The sequence below is a fragment of the Thiobacillus sp. genome, from assembly GCF_024708915.1.
The window spans coordinates 1-19221 of sequence record NZ_JANJXQ010000142.1 but is presented as its reverse complement, the minus strand read 5'-3'; the positions used below and the strand labels follow the sequence as shown (position 1 = coordinate 19221).

The 19221-nt window shown below is 66.2% G+C and carries 15 protein-coding genes; 7 read left to right on the top strand and 8 right to left on the bottom strand.

The window, feature by feature from the left end; genetic code table 11:
• From Q0L94_RS10395 to Q0L94_RS10380, 4 genes are all read left to right on the top strand, one after another.
• Window positions 1–391, top strand: a 391-nt coding sequence (locus tag Q0L94_RS10395; RefSeq protein WP_296753081.1) for a cation transporting ATPase C-terminal domain-containing protein, incomplete at its 5' end; no start/stop codon positions are given.
• Window positions 388–726, top strand: a complete 339-nt coding sequence (locus Q0L94_RS10390; RefSeq protein WP_296753080.1) for a hypothetical protein — start codon at window positions 388–390, stop codon at window positions 724–726. The genes Q0L94_RS10395 and Q0L94_RS10390, both read left to right, overlap by 4 nt.
• A gap of 131 nt (window positions 727–857) precedes the next feature.
• The gene (locus Q0L94_RS10385) at window positions 858–1931 is read left to right on the top strand and encodes a thioredoxin fold domain-containing protein (protein ID WP_296753079.1); all 1074 of its coding nucleotides are present in this window, start codon (window positions 858–860) and stop codon (window positions 1929–1931) included.
• 178 nt (window positions 1932–2109) lie between these two features.
• On the top strand, window positions 2110–2583 hold the full coding sequence (locus Q0L94_RS10380) for a MarR family transcriptional regulator (protein WP_296753078.1): 474 nt from the start codon (window positions 2110–2112) through the stop codon (window positions 2581–2583).
• A gap of 271 nt (window positions 2584–2854) precedes the next feature.
• Here the strand turns inward: Q0L94_RS10380 and Q0L94_RS10375 are convergent, their stop codons facing one another.
• The 3 genes from Q0L94_RS10375 to Q0L94_RS10365 are packed head-to-tail and all read right to left on the bottom strand — an operon-like array spanning window position 2855 to window position 8353.
• Entirely contained in the window at window positions 2855–5245 is a 2391-nt protein-coding gene (locus tag Q0L94_RS10375) for a sucrose synthase (RefSeq protein ID WP_296753076.1), read from the bottom strand.
• Window positions 5230–7404: an HAD-IIB family hydrolase gene (locus tag Q0L94_RS10370; RefSeq protein ID WP_296753074.1), complete on the bottom strand. Its 2175-nt coding sequence runs from the start codon at window positions 7402–7404 to the stop codon at window positions 5230–5232. The genes Q0L94_RS10375 and Q0L94_RS10370 overlap by 16 nt, the downstream gene beginning before the upstream one ends.
• The gene (locus tag Q0L94_RS10365; RefSeq protein WP_296753072.1) at window positions 7397–8353 is read right to left on the bottom strand and encodes a PfkB family carbohydrate kinase; all 957 of its coding nucleotides are present in this window, start codon (window positions 8351–8353) and stop codon (window positions 7397–7399) included. The genes Q0L94_RS10370 and Q0L94_RS10365 overlap by 8 nt, the downstream gene beginning before the upstream one ends.
• 566 nt (window positions 8354–8919) lie before the next feature.
• On the opposite strand from Q0L94_RS10365, the gene Q0L94_RS10360 reads away from it, so the two are divergent.
• Together Q0L94_RS10360 and Q0L94_RS10355 are read left to right on the top strand one after the other, a co-directional pair.
• The gene (locus Q0L94_RS10360) at window positions 8920–10284 is read left to right on the top strand and encodes a sigma-54 dependent transcriptional regulator (protein WP_296753070.1); all 1365 of its coding nucleotides are present in this window, start codon (window positions 8920–8922) and stop codon (window positions 10282–10284) included.
• Between the two features lie 239 nt (window positions 10285–10523).
• A complete protein-coding gene (locus tag Q0L94_RS10355; RefSeq protein WP_296753068.1) occupies window positions 10524–11828 on the top strand; it encodes a transporter in 1305 nt (434 codons plus the stop codon).
• Window positions 11829–11902: 74 nt separating this feature from the next.
• On the opposite strand, the gene Q0L94_RS10350 is transcribed toward Q0L94_RS10355, so the two are convergent.
• From Q0L94_RS10350 to Q0L94_RS10330, 5 genes are all read right to left on the bottom strand, one after another.
• Window positions 11903–12541: a hypothetical protein gene (locus Q0L94_RS10350; RefSeq protein WP_296753066.1), complete on the bottom strand. Its 639-nt coding sequence runs from the start codon at window positions 12539–12541 to the stop codon at window positions 11903–11905.
• 10 nt (window positions 12542–12551) lie between these two features.
• The gene (locus Q0L94_RS10345) at window positions 12552–13235 is read right to left on the bottom strand and encodes a C39 family peptidase (RefSeq protein ID WP_296753065.1); all 684 of its coding nucleotides are present in this window, start codon (window positions 13233–13235) and stop codon (window positions 12552–12554) included.
• Window positions 13236–13244: 9 nt separating this feature from the next.
• Window positions 13245–13607, bottom strand: coding sequence for a hypothetical protein (locus Q0L94_RS10340; RefSeq protein WP_296753063.1), 363 nt, complete (start codon window positions 13605–13607; stop codon window positions 13245–13247).
• Between the two features lie 57 nt (window positions 13608–13664).
• Window positions 13665–15830 (bottom strand): hypothetical protein, encoded by a 2166-nt coding sequence (locus tag Q0L94_RS10335; RefSeq protein ID WP_296753062.1) that lies wholly within the window; start codon window positions 15828–15830, stop codon window positions 13665–13667.
• A gap of 84 nt (window positions 15831–15914) precedes the next feature.
• Complete coding sequence (locus Q0L94_RS10330; protein ID WP_296753060.1) at window positions 15915–18083, bottom strand: hypothetical protein; 2169 nt, start codon at window positions 18081–18083, stop codon at window positions 15915–15917.
• Window positions 18084–18512: 429 nt separating this feature from the next.
• Between Q0L94_RS10330 and Q0L94_RS10325 the strand changes: the two genes are divergently transcribed.
• Window positions 18513–19221 (top strand): proton-conducting transporter membrane subunit (locus tag Q0L94_RS10325; RefSeq protein ID WP_296753058.1); only part of this gene is annotated, 709 nt, incomplete at its 3' end.

Genomic DNA, 19221 nt, shown 5'->3' with positions numbered 1-19221 from the left:
GGTGGCCGGCTCGTTCGGCCTCTACCTGTGGGAAATCGAACGCGGCATGCCGCTCGAGGTCGCGCGCACCGCTGCGGTCAACGCTCTGGTGATGGGCGAGATCTTCTATTTGTTCAACTGCCGCCGCCTCACCGCGCCGGTGGTCGGCTGGTCGGGTTTCATCGGTAATCGGGCGGTGCTGGTCGCCATCGGCGTCCTCGTCGTGCTGCAGGGGCTGTTCACCTTCCTGCCGCTGCTGCAGGCGCTGTTCGCCACCGCCGCGCTCGATGCCTCGACCTGGGTGCGGGTGTTCCTGTTCGGCATCCTCGTCTACGGCGTAGTCGAGATCGAGAAGGCATGGATCCGCGCCCACCATCCGTCACGCCCTTTCCCCGCCAAGGAGATACCTTGACTTCACCCCGCACCCTGCTCGCGGTCAAGCAGCGCCCGCACGCCCCGTATCGGCGCATCCTCGCAGCGGTCGATTTCTCCGATCATGCCGCCGCCATCAACGCCGCCCATGCCTGGCTGCCCGATGCCGACTTTGTGCTGCTGCATGCGTTCGAAGTGGAGATGGAAAGCACTTTCCGCCTCGCCGGCATGGACGACAGCCAGATTCATCAATACCGGATTCAGGCACGCAGCGCGGCGCAGGCTGAAATGGAGGCCTTCATCGGCAAGCTGCACGCCGGCCAGCCAGCTATCGCGCCAGTTCGTTCACGGTGCGGCCACGCTGCGGATTCTTGAACAGGAGCAGACGACCGACGCCGATTTGATCGTCATGGGCAAGCACGGCCGTTCGGTCATGGAAGAATTTCTGCCTGATCCCCTGCTACGATAAGCGTCCGCATTATTGACGACGATGGATGGAGACCGCCATGACAATTCGCTATCTGCCGGCCTTGCTCGGGTTGCTCGCCGCATTTTCGCTGCACGCCGCAGAGCCGCCGGCGGCCAGGATGGGCACCTACTACGGCGCCAAGACGACCGAGTACCCCGCCTGGTTCAAGAACAGCTTCCTGCATCTGAAGGAGGACATCGACGAGGCGCGCGCCAACGGCAAGCGCGTCATCCTGATGTTCACCCAGGACGGCTGCCCGTATTGCTCGGCGCTGGTGGAGCGCAATCTGTCGCAGCGCGAGATCGAGTCCACGATGAAGGAAAAGTTCGACGTGATCGCGGTCAATATGTGGGGCGACCGCGAAGTCGTGGGGCTGGACGGCAAACGCTACACGGAAAAAACCTACAGCGCGGCGCAGAAAATCCAGTTCACCCCCAGCCTGCTGTTTTTCGACGAAGCCGGCAAAACCCTGCTGCGCCTCAACGGCTACGTGCCGCCGGCGCGCCTGCAGGCCGCGCTCGACTGGGTCGGCGGGCGGCATGAAAACAAGACTGCCTTCCGCGATTTTGTCGCCGCGCGCGAGGTGCCGAAGCAGGCTTCCGGCGAAATGATCCAGCAGGACTTCTTCCTGAAGAACGCCGTCGACCTGCGGCGCCGCGGCAAGTCCGCCAGGCCGCTCGCGGTGTTCTTCGAGCAGAAGGATTGCCCCGACTGCGAGGTGCTGCACCGCCGCGTGCTGGCCGACCCGGAAACCCGCGCCGTGATCGCCAAGTTCGACAACGTGCAGCTCGACATGTGGTCGCGCGAGTCCATCGTCACGCCGCAAGGCAAGCGCATGGCGGTGCGCGACTGGGTGCGCCAGCTCGGCGTCAACTACGCGCCCGGCATCGTCCTGTTCGACTCCGCCGGGCAGGAAGTCATCCGCTGGGAATCGTCCTTCCGCGTGTTCCATACCCTGGGCATGTTCGACTATCTGGTGTCCGGCGCCTACCGCAAGGAGCCCAGCTTCCAGCGCTTTCTTGCCGCCAAGACCGAGCACATCCGCGAAGCCGGGCTGGACGTGAACATCTGGCGCTACGCCGACGAACCGGTCGCGGCGACCGCGCAATAATCGGCACGCACAGATCCGCTGCCCCGACCGGCTATCTGCCGCCGTCGAAACCCCGCCTGCGCGCCGCGACGGGCCAGCGACATTGCCCTGCCCCGCCGCCCATCGCTCCCGGGACAACGGACGCGATGGCCTGAAATATCTGCGATGATTACCGTTTTGACGCATCGGAGAGCGCACCTTGAGCCCCCCCCCCAACGCCGCCAACGAAGCCCTGCGCCAGTTTCGCGTCATTTTCGGCGCGGTGCGCCAGCATGTTCAGGCGGTGGAAAAAGCCTGCGGCGTCAGCGGTGCGCAGATCTGGGCGCTGGCCGCACTACGCCAGACCCCGGGCATGAAAGTGTCTGAGCTGGCGCAGGCCCTGTCGATCCACGTCTCCACCGCCAGCAACCTGCTCGACAAGGTCGAAAAGGCCGGCCTGATCCGGCGCGAGCGCAAGCACGCCGACCAGCGCGTGGTCCAGCTCTACCTCACTGCCGCAGGGGAAAAAGCGCTCAAACAGGCGCCGCAGCCGTTGACCGGCATTCTCACGCACGCACTCGGCCAGTTGCCGGAAGAGGCACTGACGCGCCTGAATCAGGATCTGGCCGTGCTGATCGCCCACATGGGCGCAATCAATATCCGGGACGCGCAGAAACCGCTGTCGGAACACTGAGCGCAAGCAATCCGCTCAGGCCGTCCTGCGCTCGATGGCCAGGGGCAGGGGCGCGGCGCGTCCCTGTTTATCCTGCCCGGCATACGCGATGAGGCGCGGGGGAATCTCGATGCCGGCGGCGTCGAACGCCTTTTCAGACGATACAGATAGGCGCGCGCACGCCCCATTGTTCCAGCGGCATCGCCTTGAAGCGGCAGCGGATCGCCAGCGCGAGATCGCGCCATTCGCCAAGATGGCGGCCCGGATTCAGCGACGCCTTGCGAAACGCCTTTCAGTGCCCGCCCACGGCGCGCGCCAGCGGGCGGAATTGCAGGTGGTGGAACAGCTGCAGGTAGCGGCCGGCTTCTTCGCGTTCCAGATTGCTGACGAACTTCCAGAAGCCGTAGATGCGTGACAGCGTCATCATGCGCTCGGCATACAGCTTCCAGGTGTAGCGCGCTGCCACCCGTGCCAGCGCGGCGTCCGAAATGCGCTGCCAGCGGGCCGGCTCGCTCGCGCACTGCTGCAGGAAATCGGCAACAGCTTCGGCCGCGGCGGCGCCATCGTTGGGATCGATGTGGAATCCGGACTTGCCGTGTTCGATGATCTCGAGCGGCCCGCCGTAGCGGGTAGCGAAAACCGGCAGCCCCGAAGCCATCGCCTCGATCAGGGTGAGGCCAAAGGCCTCGAACAGCGCAGGCTGGACGAATACGCCACGGCGGTCGGCGACATGGCGATAGAGTTCGCCCGCCAGATTCCTGTCGAGCCGGGCGCCAAGCCAGCGCATCCGTCCGTCCAGGCGGTACTGGTCCATGAGCGCATGCATGCGCCCGATCTCCGCGCGCTCCTCCTCGTCTGCGGAGGCGGACGCATCGACGTGGCCGCCGATCACCGCCAGATTGGCCGACCCGGCCAGGCGTTCGCAGGCGCCGAACCATTCGGTCAGCCCGGACAGATTCTTGATGCGGTCGAGCCGTGCCATGGTGAAGATCAGCGGCCTGTCGGGGTCGTCGAAGCGGCCGCGATGCGGCACCCCGGGATCGGGCGCGTAGAGCAGGCGTTCGATCTCGGGCATCAGCGAATGCATGCGCCGCGTCGTATCGCTATAGGGGAAATAGGTGCCGGCGTCGGCGCCCGGCGAAACGATGTTGAACTTGGGATCGAACAGGTCGATGCCGTCGAGCACCCGGTACAGCCCCGGCAGGGTGAACGCACGATAGCTCTCGTACTGGCCGATGCTGTGCGCGGTGCCGGCAATCTCCTGATAGGTGCTGGTGATGATGAAGTCTGCATGGTTCATGCCGATCAGATCGGCGGTGTACTGGCAGGCGAAGTGATAGACCGGATCGTTGGCTTCCCAGTACAGCGCGGAGTGCAGGTATTTGGTCTGTTCCAGCGCATGGGCGATGTTGCACTGGGTCACGCCCAGCCGCGCAGACAGCAGGCTCGCCACCAGGTTGCCGTCGGAATAATTGCCGATGATCAGGTCGGGCCGTCCGCCGAGTCTTGCCAGCGCCTCGTGCTCGACATGGGTCGCGAAAGTTTCCAGATAGGGCCAGATCTCGAAGCGCGAAATCCACTCCCGCACGACCTCGCCGTTGGGATGATGGAACGGCACGCGAACGATCCAGGCATGGTCGGCACCCTGAATCTTTTCCAGCGGCTGGTTGCAGGTGGTACCGTCGGCGTCGGGAATCAGCCGGGTGACCACGATGATCTGCGGATCGACCTGCACCCCCTGGATCGCCATGCGATCGCGCATTTCGTGTTCCAGCGCACGCACCTGGTCGAGAATGTAGACCACCTGGCCGCCCGTGTCGGGGCGCCCCAGCACGTTGTCCTGACCGAAGTAGCCATGCAGCGACAGGATCAGCAGACGCGAGATCATCGGAATGCGCGCGAGAAAAGCCTCCAGCACGGCGGGCGACGGTGCCTCCAGAATGTCGACCAGCATCTCCATGGTTTCGCGCGTCCGCGCCGCCGTGGCGCCCCATCCGGATTCGAATCCCAGCCTGCCGAGCATTGCAGCCAGCCCGGCCCACGGCGTCTCGGGGTCGCATGCGTCGAGCAGCTGCAGCGCTTCGCGCAACGCATTCTGCAGCTGCGGCACCTCGTCGATGTGCGACGCCAGCATCAGCTGCTGGTCCTCGACCTTGTGCATGCGCAGAAAATTCAGCAGCCTGGTCTGCCCCACCTCGGGGCGGGTGAACATCCTGCTCGCCAGTGCCCGGTTGAGATGCAGCACCCCCTGCCCGATCGAGCGCGTTTCCTGTAGCCGCGGCACGTGGCGGCCAAACGGCTCGAAATTGATTTCCAGCGTGCTGTCGCCGTCGTCCGCCGGCTTCACCAGCTGCTCCTTGAAGGCGAGAAATTCGCCCACCGACACGCGCTCCGGCATGAGCTGTTCCTGGTGCATGCGCAGATAACGCCAGCGGCCGGCCCCCTCGCGCAACGCGAAGTAGGCCCATGGGCTTTGAAACACGCCTTCCTGGAAATGCCGCACCGCCTGCTGCAAAGGCGTGCCGTCGAGCGGCGGACGGAGGGGGTCGACCGCCAGGGCGTCGAGCACCTGGCCGAGATCGCTTTGCAGCATCAGCACCCGGTTTTCGGCAAAGCAGCGCCGCAGGTAGGCATCCACCGGATCGCGGTGGTCTGCCGTCCAGGCTTTCAGAGCATCGAACATGCGGCCTCCTTGCGGCTGTCGGGCGCGGCAGCATGCAGAAGTCCATAGTGCGCCATGCCCTCGAGGATGCCGGACGCGCAGGGCGTCGCGGCGAAATACACCTGGTCCATCCCACGCAGCGTGTCCAGCTCGGCGCTGTGATTGGACACCACCACCGCCTGGGTGTCGCCGACCAGCATTTCCAGGTCGTTACCCGAATCGCCTGCTACCAGAAACGCGCTCAGCGGCAATCCCCATTTATAGGCCAGATAGCGGATGGCCTGGCCTTTCGATGCGCGGACAGGCAGCACGTCGAGATAGGCCTGGTGCGAATAAACCAGATTGGCGTGCAAGCGCACCTGACGCAGCCGCCTGTCGATTTCGCGCAGACCGGGCATGGCGTGCGGATCCACATCGAAGCTCAGTTTGAACTCGGTTTGCTGGTCGTCCGATTGCAGCATCAGTCCGGGCACATCCTCGAACAACGCAGCCAGCGCATCGCGCCGCCACAGGTGCTGGATATGGCGCTGCCAGCCCGCATCGGAATGCATACCGGGGCCGTAATGGATTTCAGTCCCGACTGCGGTAATCAGTACATCGGGGAGCGGCACCCGTGCCTGTCGCAGCGCCTCAAGCGCACTCGGCAGATGGCGCCCGGTGGCGACGCCGAAACCGAAGTTGCGCGGCCGCTCGCGCAGCACGCGTACCAGCGTGGCCAGTCCGGCGCGGTCGCCGATCAAGGTATTGTCGATGTCGCTCACCAGCATGCGCTGCACGTACGGCATCGGATTGACCGCCGGACGCTGCACCACGCGCTCGCGCCGGACCTGCTTGCGGGTGCGGTGGACTACATGATCGACCGCCTTCAGGTATTTATCGACATGGGCATCCCAGGTGTAGTTGCGTGCCACGCCGCCGATGCCGCGCCGCGCATAGCGCTGCCAGGTGCGCGCATCCGACACCACGGCAAGCAATCCCCTCGCGATATCGGCGGAATCGAGAGGGTCGACCAGAACGCCGTTTTCGCAATGCACGAGGATGTCGGACGGCCCGCCGTCGCGGGTTGCCACCACCGGCAGGCCGCTCGCCGCCGCCTCGATCAGGGTGAGGCCGAACGGCTCGGTCAGCGCCGGGTTGACGAATACGCCACGCCGTTGCGCTGCCAGCCGGTACAGCGCAGGAATATCGTCCGGCTGATGCTGCTTCGGCAGCGCCACGCTGCCCCACAGGTCGTAGCGGTCGACGTCGAGCAGCAGATCCTTCAACACGTCGGCCTGGGCCTCGTCCATGCTGCGGATGTCGTCGCGGTTGCCGGCGACGATGGCGAGGTTGGCGCGTTCGCGAAGTTCGCGCGATTCGCCGAAAGCGGCGACCAGACGGCTCAGATTCTTGCGCATTTCGGGCCGGCAGATGGCAAGAATGAGCGGCTTTCTGGGTTGCGTGAAGAAGCGGTCGATCAGCGCCGGAATGTGCTGCGGTATCGCTTCGCGGCTGGGCGGCGCGAAGCGCGAAGTATCGGTCCCTGGCGCAATCACCGTCATGCGCGCGGGCTGATGGTTGTTGTACAGGCCATATTGTTCGCTGCTCTCCTGTGCGGTGCTGGTGATCACCAGCGAAGCGTGCGCCAGCACGGCCTCTTCGGCAGCGATGCGGCGAACGAAATTGAACTGGCGGTCGATCGCCTGTTCGCGGCGGCCGTGGTCAAGCAGACGCTGGCGTTTGCAGCGGCCGAGCGAATGACCGGTGTGCAGCAGCGGAATGCCCAGCAGCTGCGACAGATGTACGCCGACGTAACCGGCATCCGCGTAATGGCTGTGGATGACGTCGGGCAGACGCGGCTGCTGGCGCAGATAGATCAGGGTGCGGTCGACCAGCTGGTCGAGGTGATTCCACAGGCTTTCCTTGCGCAGATAACGTCGCGGACCGCACGCCAGCCGCACCAGTCTGGCACGCTCGCCCAGCGGCTCGCACGGGACGGCATAGTCGGGAGATACGGCCGGGTCGTCTACCAGCCGCGTCAGCACATCGACCTGTTCGACGCGCGGATGCCGTCCGAGCGATTTCGCCAGTTCGATCACGTACAGCGTCTGTCCGCCGGTGTCGGCGTCGCGTCCCAGCTCCAGGTCGTGCCCGCGCATCAGGCCGTGCACGCTCAGCATCAGCACATATAAATCACGCACGCACCCTCTCCGATTCGAGTTTCCATTCATGAATGAACGGAACGTAGAAATCCTGCGCCGGCGGCACGGCGCCGCGGATCTGGCATAGCGCACGGGCAAAGGCGTCGGCGCGCGCCAGCCGCAATCCGGGCGGCCAGCGACGCAGCATGCCGAGGATGAACACGGCGGCAAAGCCGTCGCCTGCACCCACGCTATCGACGAGGTGCGGCAGCGCGGCGCCGCTCACCGATTCGACGCGCCCGGCACCGTCGAGTGTCCACGCACCGGACGCGCCGCAGGTCACCACCAGCCGCTGCAGAGCGAAGCCGGACACCAGCACGCCGGCACGTGCCCTTGGCGTGGCACCGTCCAGCGCGAGCAGGTCGCCGACGCGGATCAGTTCCTCTTCGTTGAGCTTGACCACATTGGCCTGCTGCAGCGACCAGCGCAGCGTGTCGACATCCACCCAGGGATCGCGCAGGTTGACGTCCAGAAACGCGCAGGCATCGATCGTGCCCAGCAGTTCGCGCAGCGCGCGGCGCGACTCGCCCCGCTGCGCCAGTGTGCCGAAGTAGACTATTCGAGGATGCAGGGACAAGCCCACCATCCGTGCCAGACCGGGATGAATGTGGTCGTAGGCCTGGTCCGGCAGAATGTCGAATACATGACCCTGGGGGGTCTCGATCACCTTGACCCGTCCGGTTGGGCGTGCGGGGTCGCGCTGCACGCCGCGCAGATCCAGTCCGCGCTCGCTCATCGCCTGCTGCAGCTGTTCACCTTGCGCATCCTTGCCGGAGCGCGTCACCAGCACCGGGTGCGCCCCCAGCGCGCCGAGATGGCACGCCACGTTGAACGGCGCGCCGCCCAGCACATTGCGATCGTGAAACTGGTCCACCAGGGTTTCGCCAAAGGCAATCACGGTCTGATCCGCCGGACGAAAAACGTCGTCGGACGCGCGCATTGCGGTCATGTCACCCGGCGTAATCATGCTTGGCACTCGCAGATAATATATTTCACAATAGTTTTAGTTGACACCTTGGCCAACCGAAGATTCCTGGCTGGAGCGGATCGTGTAATCCAGCCTGACAATCGCACCGCACCGAGTACCCGGTCGACGCACGCTGGCAAATCAGGCTGCGAAGCGGCACAGGGGCCGCACGATGATGCGCGTCAACGGACTGCCAGGGGCAGAATGAATTGCGCGGATATATCTTTTTATATTTGCACAAAACTATTTTGTCGTGCAAGCCCGGGCGGGCACAGCGCCGCCGCAGCGCGTTCAGTTTATTGGCTGCGCTGGGGCCATGCGGGCCGTTCGCGCCGGACGGCTTGCCGGGGAACGCACCCGCCCACGCCGAAACTTGCCGACAGCCGGCTGCAATGTCCTACACTTTACAAGTTGCAAACAAATACCGTCGGCAGTCCGATCGAGGACTCGCGACCGCCCCACGGCAAGCGCCGTCGCCGGGCGCGCGGCCCCGGCTGGCATCACGACCATCGGGCGTGCGCTTTGCACACCTGGCAGGAGGGCACTGAATGGCTTGGGTTGAGCGGGACGTCGTGGCGCTGGTGGACGACGCATTGCACGGCAAGCTCCTGGGCTGCCTGCGGGAAAGGGGCTGGAAACTGCACCGGGCGGCCAATACGGATGAATTGGCCGCGCTGTTCGAACGGCAGGATTTCCATGCGGGACTGCTGCAATTGCAGCGCGCCGGCAACGGCAAGCTGTACGACTTGGTGGGGCGGCAGCAATCCCTGCAATGGATTGCGCTGATGGATCATGCGTTCTGGCGGCCCACCCCGCAACACCGCAATTTTCTGGCGGGGGTGTACGATTTCCATACCCTGCCGCTCGATCAGGACAGGCTATCCGTCTCCCTGGGACACGCCTGGGGCAAGGGCCGCCTGCTCAAGCAACCGCCGCCGCGCCCCGACACCCTGGAACAGTACGGCATTGTCGGAAGCAGCCCGGCGATGCTGGCTTTCTGCCTGGCATTGCGCAAAGCCAGCAAGGCCGACGCGCCCGTGCTGATCGGCGGGGAAAGCGGCACCGGCAAGGAGCTGGCCGCCCATGCCATCCACAACATGTCCGCCCGCGGCACGCGCGCTTTCGTCGCGGTCAATTGCGGGGCCCTGCCTCCCCATCTCATCCAGAGCGAATTGTTCGGCCACGAAAAAGGCGCGTTCACCGGGGCGCACCAACGCAAAATCGGACGCATGGAAGCAGCCCAGGGCGGCACCCTCTTTCTGGACGAAATCGCCGATCTGCCGCTCAACCTCCAGGCCACCCTGCTGCGCGTCCTGCAGGACGAGGTGATCGAACGCCTGGGCTCCAGCCAGCCGGTACAGCTGGACATCCGCATCATTGCCGCATCCCATATCGATCTCCAGGAAGCCGTTGCTCAAGGCCATTTCAGGGAAGACCTTTACTACCGCCTGAACGTCATCAACCTGACTGCGCCGCCCTTGCGCGACCGGCAGGGGGATGTGGAGCTATTGGCGCAGGCTTTGCTGGAGCAGTTTTCCCGCGAAGCCAGCGGCAAGGTCAAGGGCTTCAACCAGCAGGCTTTGCGTGCGATGGGTCAATACCTCTGGCCCGGCAATGTGCGGGAGTTGAGCAACCGCATCCGCCAGGGCGTGGTCATGGCCGAGCACCCCTATCTCACGCCGGACGATCTGGGGATGGAACGGCGCGCATCGTGCGCCGGGCACCCGACGCTCGACGGGGCGCGTGCCAAAGCCGAGCTCGATGCGATCCGCTCGGCATTGCGCCGCTGCCAGCACAACGTTTCCGAAGCGGCCAAGGAACTGGGCGTTTCGCGCGCCACCCTGTATCGCCTGCTGGAGCGCCACGCGCTGTGCGGCCCGCACAAGGAAAAAGCCGCCCGGGAGCCGGCGTGATCGCCGCAACGCCGGTGGCGATGAAAAAACACCGCCTCGACGCGGCCCGATTCTGCCGGTGCGCGCCCGGGCGTATCGGCTGCGGATTCCGGGGCGTAATATCCGCGAAAAAACCACCGCTTGAGCCGCCATAAGCAGGGGCGGCGTTTTTTCAGACAGCGCGACGCGTCGTTGAATTCGAGCCATCGCAGGCTTGCCAGGCTCGCAGCATCGCATCCAGTCACAACAGGGAGGGGATCATGAAAATGCCGAAGAAGGGAACCTGGTTTCGCGCCAGCCTGGCGCTGATGTTGAGCACACACGTTGCCTACGCTGAAACCTTGCGTCAGACGGGCCGGGAGGCGCCGGCCGATGCCGATTACCCGACCCTGCGCCAGCAGCTGGCCGAGCAGGCGAAGAGCCTGGCCGAGCAGCAGCAACGGCTGGCGCTGGAGATGCAGAAGCTGGAGGAGGCCCAGCGCCGCATCCAGGCGATGCAGGGGCAGCTGGGCATGCCCGTGGAGATCGACCCGCAGCGCCACCTTGCCCAGGCCGACGAATCGACGTTCCGCGGCCGCGGCAACGAGGCCGGGCGGGTGGACGCCACCACCCTGGATGTGGCGACCGTGTTTTCCCAGCCCAGCATCCTGACGCCGAAGGGCGCCTTCGTTTTCGATCCCTCGCTGCAGTATTCCTTCAGCTCGTCGGACCGTGTGACCGTGGTCGGTTTCAGCGTGCTCAACGCCGTGCTGATCGGGGCGATCGACGTGCGCAGCGTCAACCGCAGCAACTGGATCGCGACCCTGGGCGGCCGCTACGGCCTGACCAACCGGCTGGAGGTCGAAGCCCGGGTGCCGTATATCTATCGCAGCGACGACTCGCTGTCGCGCAAAATTAGCCCCACCGCAATAGATGAATCGTTCAGCGCCGACGGCAACGGGCTCGGCGACATCGAGCTGGCCGCGCGCTACCAGCTCAACGTGCCCGCAGGAGACGACCCGTTCTATATCGCAGGCCTGCGCCTCAAGACCCGCACCGGCAAGGACCAGTACGAAGTCGAATACGATACCGATTTCAACCTGCCGAAGGAACTGCCGACCGGCTCCGGCTTCTACAGCCTGCAACCCAGCCTGAGCATGGTGCTGCCAGCCGATCCGGTGGTGTTTTTCGGCGGCATCAATTACACGTGGAACATCAAGCGCGACGTTGATGCCTCGATTCCCTTCACAGATGTCGACGAAGATGGCGTGCCTATCCCCGGGGTGGCCACCAAAATTATTGGCGAAGTGGACCCCGGCGACTCGATCGGCCTCAATTTCGGCATGGGGCTGGGGCTCAACGAGCGCAGCTCGTTCAGCCTGAGCTACGAACACACCTGGATCGATAAAACCAAGCTCAATGGCCAGGTGGCGGATGGATCGATGTCGGTTCAGCTGGCCACCCTGCAGGCGGGGTTTTCCTACCGCCTGAACAAACGCACCAACCTGAATCTGTCGATTGGTGCCGGGCTGACCGACGATACGCCGGACACCACCGTCACCTTGCGCGCCCCGATCCGGTTCTGAGCATGATCGCAGCACAACGAAAAGCCGGGCTGAGATGCCCGGCTTTTCGTTGTGCCGATTGCGCGTGCCCGCCTTCAACGCAGGCCATGCTGGTTGAGGATGGCGTTGAGCCGCGCCTGAGCCGCCAGCATCTGGGCATCGATGGTGATGTTGAGGGTCGTGACATTGCGGATGACCTGCTCGTTCACCGAATTTTGAATGATCGTGGCCAGCGAATCGAACGAAGCGCCCGACGGCACCGCAAACGCATTGGCGGCACCATTCTGGATGACGATCAGCGAACCTAGCGTGGACACCTGCGTGGCCGCTGTGCCGGGGTTGCCGGAGGATTGTGCCGTCTGCGCCGCGGGCAGCGAAGCCGACAGATTCGCATCCGCTCCGCTTGCGGCTTGTTCGATCGGGGGCGGGCTTGGCGTATTCACGCCGATCCGGCCAATTTGCGCGAAAGGAACGAGCGCCTGCGGGTTGACCCTGGGCGCCACCAGCGCGCCGTTGATGAAGGTCTGGCCATTGATCTGGGTCAGGCGTTCAATGCCGTCGATGGAAAACGGCATCAAGAAATCCTGGCCGTTCCAGTTGACGACAAATCCGCCGCGCATGCGATCGAGCTCCTCGTCGCTGGCGCGCGGGACGTCGTCGAAGGGATGCGAAGCGTGAGCGAACCCGCCGGACAAGAGGGCAAGCAGTAAAAAAATCATGTGCGGGCTGGACATCGCCGTCTCCTCAAAAATCACCTGCCGGCCGACGCATCAGCGTGACGTTGGCCAGATCGTTGGGGCCTGAGGCCATGCCGACGGGGGCTTTTTCGCGGACTTTCCAGTCCTTCGGATCGTTGAACACCGCCTCGCTGTTGCGCCCGTTGATGACGAACAGGATCCGGTTGATCATCATGCGCTCGAATTGCGCCTGATCCACGACCCGCGCACCCTGCGCCGGATCGCCGAAAGCAATTTTGCCGCCGCGGACACCCTTGACGACGACAAAATGGTTGTAGGCGCCATCGCGAATCAACACAATGGCCGGGATACCCGCCTTGCCCAGTTTTTCCAGGCTGGCGCTGTAACCGTCGGCCGCATAGCCGCGCGATTCGAGGAAGCGCTTCATGTCGAGCATGGAGAAGCCTTCCTTGCGGATTTTGGCCTGGTCGCCCTTTTCCCACATGGTGACGTACACGGCCTCTTCCTTGACCGGGTCGCCATAGTGATGGGTGAGCAGGGTGGCAAGCGCGGCGGAGCCGCAGCTGAAATCGTACTGCTGGCGTTCGGTGTAGCGGAACTGCCGCTCCTTCATGCTCATGGTCTTGACGTTGAAGGAGCCGGAACCGGCGCCCGGAATCTCGACCATGCCCGCCCGCGCGGCGGGCACCGCAACCAGCACAGCCATCAGAAACAGCGCGGCATTGCGCATGGGAACTCCTTATTGCATCTGGATATTCAGAATCACTGCGTTCTGGATCAGCACGTTGTTGCCCGAATTCTGGATGACGGTATTGAAGCCGGAGTTGTTGATCAGCGAGCCGTCGCTCACCAGGTTGTAGCCGGTGACCAGTTCGCTCGCGCTGTTGTTATACACGGCGCCATCCAGGTCGTTGGTGTTGGTGATCAGCGCCATGCCGCGCTGGCCGTCGAGCATGTCGTCGGAAATCGCCGCGTCGAACACGTCGCTGCCTGAAATGGTTTCATCGGGTGCGGCCCAGGCCAGCTGAACGGTCAGCGCACAAGCCAGAAATGAACAAGCCAGAAACGAAAACGGTTTCAGTAATGCGAGAAAGTCATTCATGGCGTCTTCCTTCCGGAAACCCCCGGAACCGCCGCGTGGCGGTTCCGGGGTGGCGGTTCACTGAACCGTCAGGTTGGCCTGCACCGTCACGCCGATCTGGGTCAGCGCATTGATGCCGGTGTTTTGCGACGCGGAGATGATGCCGGCGCCATTGGTCAGGCTGCCGGACATATTGTTGGAAACGTTGAAGACACCCGCGTTTCCGCCGTATGAGTGCCCCCCGTTGCCGCCCGCGCCGCCCTGGCCGGTGGTGGCGGAAGCCATGGCTTCGCTGCTTGCGCTGCCGCCATCGCCGCCCAGCCCGCCGGCGCCGCCGTTGCCGTTTGCCGTGGCCGTCCCGCCGGCGCCGCCGGCACCGCCTTCACCGCCGGCACCGCCGGCTGCGCCGTTGCCCGCCAGTCCACCCTGGCCGGTGCCGCCGTTACCCGCCGCGCCGACCGCGCCATTGCCGCCGGTGCTGGTGCCGGTCGCGCCGACTGCGCCGGCACCGCCAGCGCCGCCATTGCCGACGGCGCCAACCGCGCCATTGCCGCCGGCGCTGGTACCCGCCGCACCGCTACCGGTGGCGCCGCTGCCGGTCGCGCCGGCAGCCCCCGCGCCTGCGGTATTGGTGCCGGCCGCGCCCGTGCCGGCGGCGCCGGTGCCGTTGCCGCTGGATGCGCCGCTGCCGGCGGTGTTGCTGCCTGCCGCACCGCTGCCGGCCGCACCGCTGCCGGCCGCACCGGCGGCGCCCGAGCCGCCCCCGCCGCCATTGCCTGCGGCTGCCATGCTGCTGGCATCGGCTGCGCCGCTGACGCCGCCGCTGCCTGCGCCGCCGGCGCTGGCATTGGCGGTGCCGCCACTCGCGCCGCCGCTGCCGCTGCCGCCTGCGGCAGCGCCGTCGGCGGCACCGCCCGCGGCGGCACCGCCGTTGGCCGCGGCGGAACTGGCGTTGCCTGTGATGGAACTGTTGCCGGGGTTGGCCGTATTGCCGGCGCTGGCGGACGAGTCGTCGCTGTCGATCGGGTTGTTGCTTGCGTTCGCATCGCCGTTCGAGGTGTAAGGCTGCTGGCTGACCAGCCCGCTGCTGGCGCCGGAAATGCCGCCTATCGCGCCGGCGTTGCCGCCGTTCGAACCGTTGCCGGCATCGCCGCCCGAGCCCTTGCCGCCGTCGCCGGTAATCGAGGCTGCAGCGCTGTCGCCGCCATAGCCCTTGCCGCCGGAACCGGTGAAGGTCTTGGCAAAGCTGTCGCCGCCGACGCCGATGCCGCCGCTGGCGCCGTCGCCGCCGTCGCCGCCGATGCCTTTGCCGCCCGTGCCGCTGCCGCCGCTGGCATTGCCGTTGCCGCCGCCGTCGCCGCCGGCGCCGGCATAGCCTTTGCCGCCCGTGCCCGAGCCGCCATAGGCGTCTCCGGTGCTGCCGCCGCTGCCGCCGTCGCCGCCGACGCCGCTGCCGCCGAAGCCGGAGCCGCCTTTGGCCATGCCGGAATAGCCGCCGCTGCCGCCGTCGCCGCCGACGCCTTTGCCGCCGTTGCCGCCATCGCCGCCGGAGCCGCCGTAGGCGCTGCCGCCGTCGCCGCCGGAGCCGCCGGAGCCGCCGGAACCCATGCCGCCGATACCGCCGACGGCCTTGCCGCCGTCGCCGCCATGGCCGCCGCGGGCGCCGTCACCGGCGTAGGTGTCGCCGCCGATCGCCTTGGCCGAGCCATCGCCGCCGTCGCCGGCCGAGCCGCCGTTGGCGCCCCAGGCCTTGCTCGCCGACTCCTGCCAGGCGTCGCCGCCGGCTCCGCCTTTGGCGCCGTCGCCGGCTGTGCTGCCGCCCTCGGCGTAATTGCCGATGTCATGAACCTCGTTGTCGAAGACCTTGCCCTCGAGCACGGTTTTGGCCGACACGTCGTTGTTGAAGGATCGGTAGTTCTGCGACTGGTTGTTGAACGAGTCGTGGTTGCCGGAGGCGCTCTCATTGTACGAACCGTTGTACTGGCTCGCCTCCGATTCGTCGTTGGCCGCCGCACCGGCGTTGCCGTCCTGGGCTGCCGTGCGGTTTTTCACGTTCTGATTGGCGGTCGAGAACTCGTTGGCTGCCGCGCCCGTCTGGTCGGCCTGATTGTTGGTCGCCGTCGCCGTCTGATCGGCATTGCCGCTGTTGTCGAATGTGCTGGCGGTGTTGGTCGGATTGGCCCAGGCCTGGGCCGACATGCCCAGTGCCAGGGCGATGGCTGTGGATAGCAAATTCTTGTTCATTTCACTCTCCTGAATTGGGGTCAACGCTGCGCGTGTTTCAGGCCCCCCGGAACCGCTCAAGGCCGTTCCGGGGCAGTCCCTGGTTCACTGAACCGTCAGGTTGGCCTGTACCGTCACGCCGATCTGCGTCAGGGCATTCGCTCCCGTGTTCTGCGACAGGGAAATGATGCCGGCGCCATTGGTCACGCTGCCAGACATGTTGTTGGACGCATTGAAGGTGCCCGCATTGCCGCCCAGCGAATCGCCCCCGTTGCCGCCCACGCCGCCATAGCCGGTGGTGGCCGACGCGATGGCGCTGCTGCTGGCAGCGCCGCCCAGTCCGCCATTGCCGCCGTTGCCGCCAGGCCCGTTCGCCGTGGCCGAGCCGCCCGTTCCGCCGGCGCCGCCGTTGCCGCCGGCAGCACCGGTTCCACCGGCGCCCGCGACGCCGCCTTCGCCGGTCCCGCCGGTGCCGGTCGCGCCTGCTGCGCCGGCTCCGCCGGTGCTGGTGCCGGCCGCGCCGACTGCACCGGTGCCGCCCGCGCCGCCGTTGCCGACGGCGCCGACCGCGCCCGCGCCGCCCAGGCTGGTGCCGGTCGCGCCATTGCCGGCAGCGCCGGTCCCCGTCGCGCCCGCAGCGCCGTTGCCGGCGGTGTTGGTGCCGGCAGCGCCGGTGCCGGCAGCGCCGGTGCCGTTGCCGCTGGACGCGCCGTTGCCGGCGGTGTTGGTACCCGCGGCGCCGCTACCGGCCGCACCGGTTCCGGCAGCGCCGACGGCACCCGAGCCGCCTGTTCCACCGGTGCCGGCGCCTGCCGTACTGGTTCCGCTGGCCGTCCCGCTGCCGCCGCCGGTGCCGGCGCCGCCGCCGCTGACGTCATTGGTGCTGCCGCTGGCTCCGCCCGTGGCGTTGCCGGCCGTCGACGTCCCGGTACCGGCGCCTGCCGTGGCGGTGCCGCCGGTTCCGGCGCCCGATGTGGCCGCACCGGTTGTGCTGGCGTTGGAGGGGCTGGCCGTGTTGCCGGCGTTGGCCGCGGAGTTGTCGCTGCCTTCGGAGGGCGTATTGGTCGCGCCGGCACTGCCATTCGTGGTGTCGGGATTCTGGCTCACCAGGCCGCTGTTGCCGACCGAGATGCCGCCCACCTCAAAAGCATTGCCGCCGCTGGCGCCGTTGCTGCTGTCGCCGCCATAGCCTTTGCCGCCGTTGCCGGTAGCCGACAAGGCCGCGCTGTCGCCGCCGGAGCCTTTGCCGCCCGAACCTGTCGCGGCCAGGGCGCCGCTGTCGCCGCCGATACCTTTGCCGCCGCTGGCGCCGTCGCCGCCGTCGCCGCCGATGCCTTTGCCGCCATAGCCGCTGCCGCCGCTGGCGTCGCCGTTGCTTCCGCCACTGCCGCCCGCGCCGGCATAGCCTTTGCCGCCGTCGCCGCTGCCGCCGCTGGCATTGCCCGTGCTGCCGCCGTCGCCGCCGTCGCCGCCATAGCCCTTGCCGCCAAAGCCGGAGCCGCCGATGGCCGAGCCGGAGCCGCCGCCGTCGCCGCCGGAGCCGCCATAGCCTTTGCCGCCGTCGCCGCCGGAACCGCCGTCGCCGCCCGAGGCGCTGCCGCCGTTGCCGCCGGAACCGCCGTCGCCGCCATAGCTCTTGCCGCCGATGCCGCCCCAGGCCATGCCGCCGTCGCCGCCGGAGCCGCCTTTGGCGCCGTCGCCCGCCGTGGTATCGCCGCCAACGGCAAAGGCATGGCCGTCGCCGCCGGAGCCCGCGTCGCCGCCGTCGGCACCGAGAGACATGCTGAAGGTGTGCTGGCTGGAATCGCCGCCGTTGCCGCCTCTGGCGCCATCGCCGGCGCTGCTGCCGCCTTCGGCGTAATTGCCGATGTCATGAACCTGGTTGTCGAAGACCTTGCCCTCGAGCACGGTCTTGGCCGACACGTCGGTATTGAAGGAATACTTGTTCTGGGACTGGGTGTTGAAGGAATCGTCGTTGTAGGACGAGGTGACGTTGTAGGAGTCGTTGTATTGGTACGCGCTGGAATCGTCGCTGGCCGTCGCGCCCGTGTTGGCGGACTGGGTGGCGCTGCGGTTCTTCGAATTCTGGCTGGCGCTTGAGTACTCGTTGGCCGCGGCACCGGACTGTCCGGACTGGTTGGAGTCCGCCGTCGCCGTCTGCGTGGCGTCGCCGTTGTTGTCGAATGCATCGGCGGTATTGGTGGGGTTGGCCCAGGCCTGGGCCGACACGCCGAAAGCCAAAGCCAGCGCCGTAGAAATGAGACTTTTGTTCATGGTAACCTCCACTAGGCAGTTGAGAAATCAAAACGGCGAAGCCACGAATGCCGACTTCAACAGCCCAACAGCAAGGGACGTACCAGCGCATCTATCCGATTGAATGGAATGGGTTTTTCATATAAAAACCCGGACGGAGAGGCGAACATCCGAATGAAAGCTGTCCCAACTTCCGGACAGTCCGGACGAGAAAAAATGCACCCGGAAAATATAGCCATTTAAAATCATCCGGTTGCATTCAATCGCTTGCAAAACACCGGCATGTCTCATCTGCGAGAAAGCCCGCCCGCGATGCCGGCAAACGATGGTCGGCGGCGCACAGCGCCGCAGCGCAGGGCGTGTGTGTATCCACAGATTCTGCGCGTCTCCGGCTCACGTTAGAATGGCCGCGTCTTCCGGCCGCAGGCCGGCCAACCCGATCCCCGATTGATGACGCTGTTTTTCGCTGTCCTGACCCCATTCGCGGGCGCAGCCCTGGTTGCGCTGGCGTCCCGTCGCGGACGTTCGCATGCCGCCTGGACGGCGGGTGCGGTCACGCTGGCCGCGCTGCTGTGGCTGGCCCCCTCGTTCCCCCTGCCGTTCGCCGGCGCCACGCTGATCCAGCAGCACGACTGGATGCCGGCGCTCGGCCTCAACCTCGCCTTCCGTCTCGACGGCCTGGCGCTGCTGTTCGCCGGGCTGATTCTCGGCATCGGCCTGCTGATCGTGCTGTACGCGCGCTACTACCTGTCCGAGCGCGACAGCATGGGGCGCTTCTATTCCTGCCTGATGCTGTTCATGGGTTCGATGCTCGGCATCGTGCTGTCGGAAAACCTGATCCAGCTGCTGATCTTCTGGGAACTCACCAGCCTGTCGTCCTTCCTGCTGATCAGCTACTGGCAGCACCGCGAGGAAGCGCGCCAGGGCGCGCGCATGGCGCTGGCAGTCACCGGCCTGGGCGGCTTCGCGCTGCTGGGCGGCTTTCTGCTGCTGGGCCACATCGTCGGCAGCTACGCGCTGTCCGACGTGTTCGCCGCCGGCGACCTGATCCGCGGCCATCCGCTCTACGTGCCGACGCTGCTGCTGATCCTGCTCGGCGCGTTCACCAAGTCGGCGCAGTTCCCCTTCCATTTCTGGTTGCCGCACGCGATGGCGGCGC

Excerpts from the sequence above, each read along its gene's own strand:
- Q0L94_RS10345 (WP_296753065.1), bottom strand. The coding sequence starts at position 13,235 with ATGCGCAATGCCGCGCTGTTTCTGATGGCTGTGCTGGTTGCGGTGCCC.
- Q0L94_RS10340 (WP_296753063.1), bottom strand. The coding sequence starts at position 13,607 with ATGAATGACTTTCTCGCATTACTGAAACCGTTTTCGTTTCTGGCTTGT.
- Q0L94_RS10375 (WP_296753076.1), bottom strand. The coding sequence starts at position 5,245 with ATGTTCGATGCTCTGAAAGCCTGGACGGCAGACCACCGCGATCCGGTG.
- Q0L94_RS10335 (WP_296753062.1), bottom strand. The coding sequence starts at position 15,830 with ATGAACAAGAATTTGCTATCCACAGCCATCGCCCTGGCACTGGGCATG.
- Q0L94_RS10360 (WP_296753070.1), top strand. The coding sequence starts at position 8,920 with ATGGCTTGGGTTGAGCGGGACGTCGTGGCGCTGGTGGACGACGCATTG.
- Q0L94_RS10385 (WP_296753079.1), top strand. The coding sequence starts at position 858 with ATGACAATTCGCTATCTGCCGGCCTTGCTCGGGTTGCTCGCCGCATTT.
- Q0L94_RS10330 (WP_296753060.1), bottom strand. The coding sequence starts at position 18,083 with ATGAACAAAAGTCTCATTTCTACGGCGCTGGCTTTGGCTTTCGGCGTG.
- Q0L94_RS10350 (WP_296753066.1), bottom strand. The coding sequence starts at position 12,541 with ATGTCCAGCCCGCACATGATTTTTTTACTGCTTGCCCTCTTGTCCGGC.
- Q0L94_RS10365 (WP_296753072.1), bottom strand. The coding sequence starts at position 8,353 with ATGACCGCAATGCGCGCGTCCGACGACGTTTTTCGTCCGGCGGATCAG.
- Q0L94_RS10355 (WP_296753068.1), top strand. The coding sequence starts at position 10,524 with ATGAAAATGCCGAAGAAGGGAACCTGGTTTCGCGCCAGCCTGGCGCTG.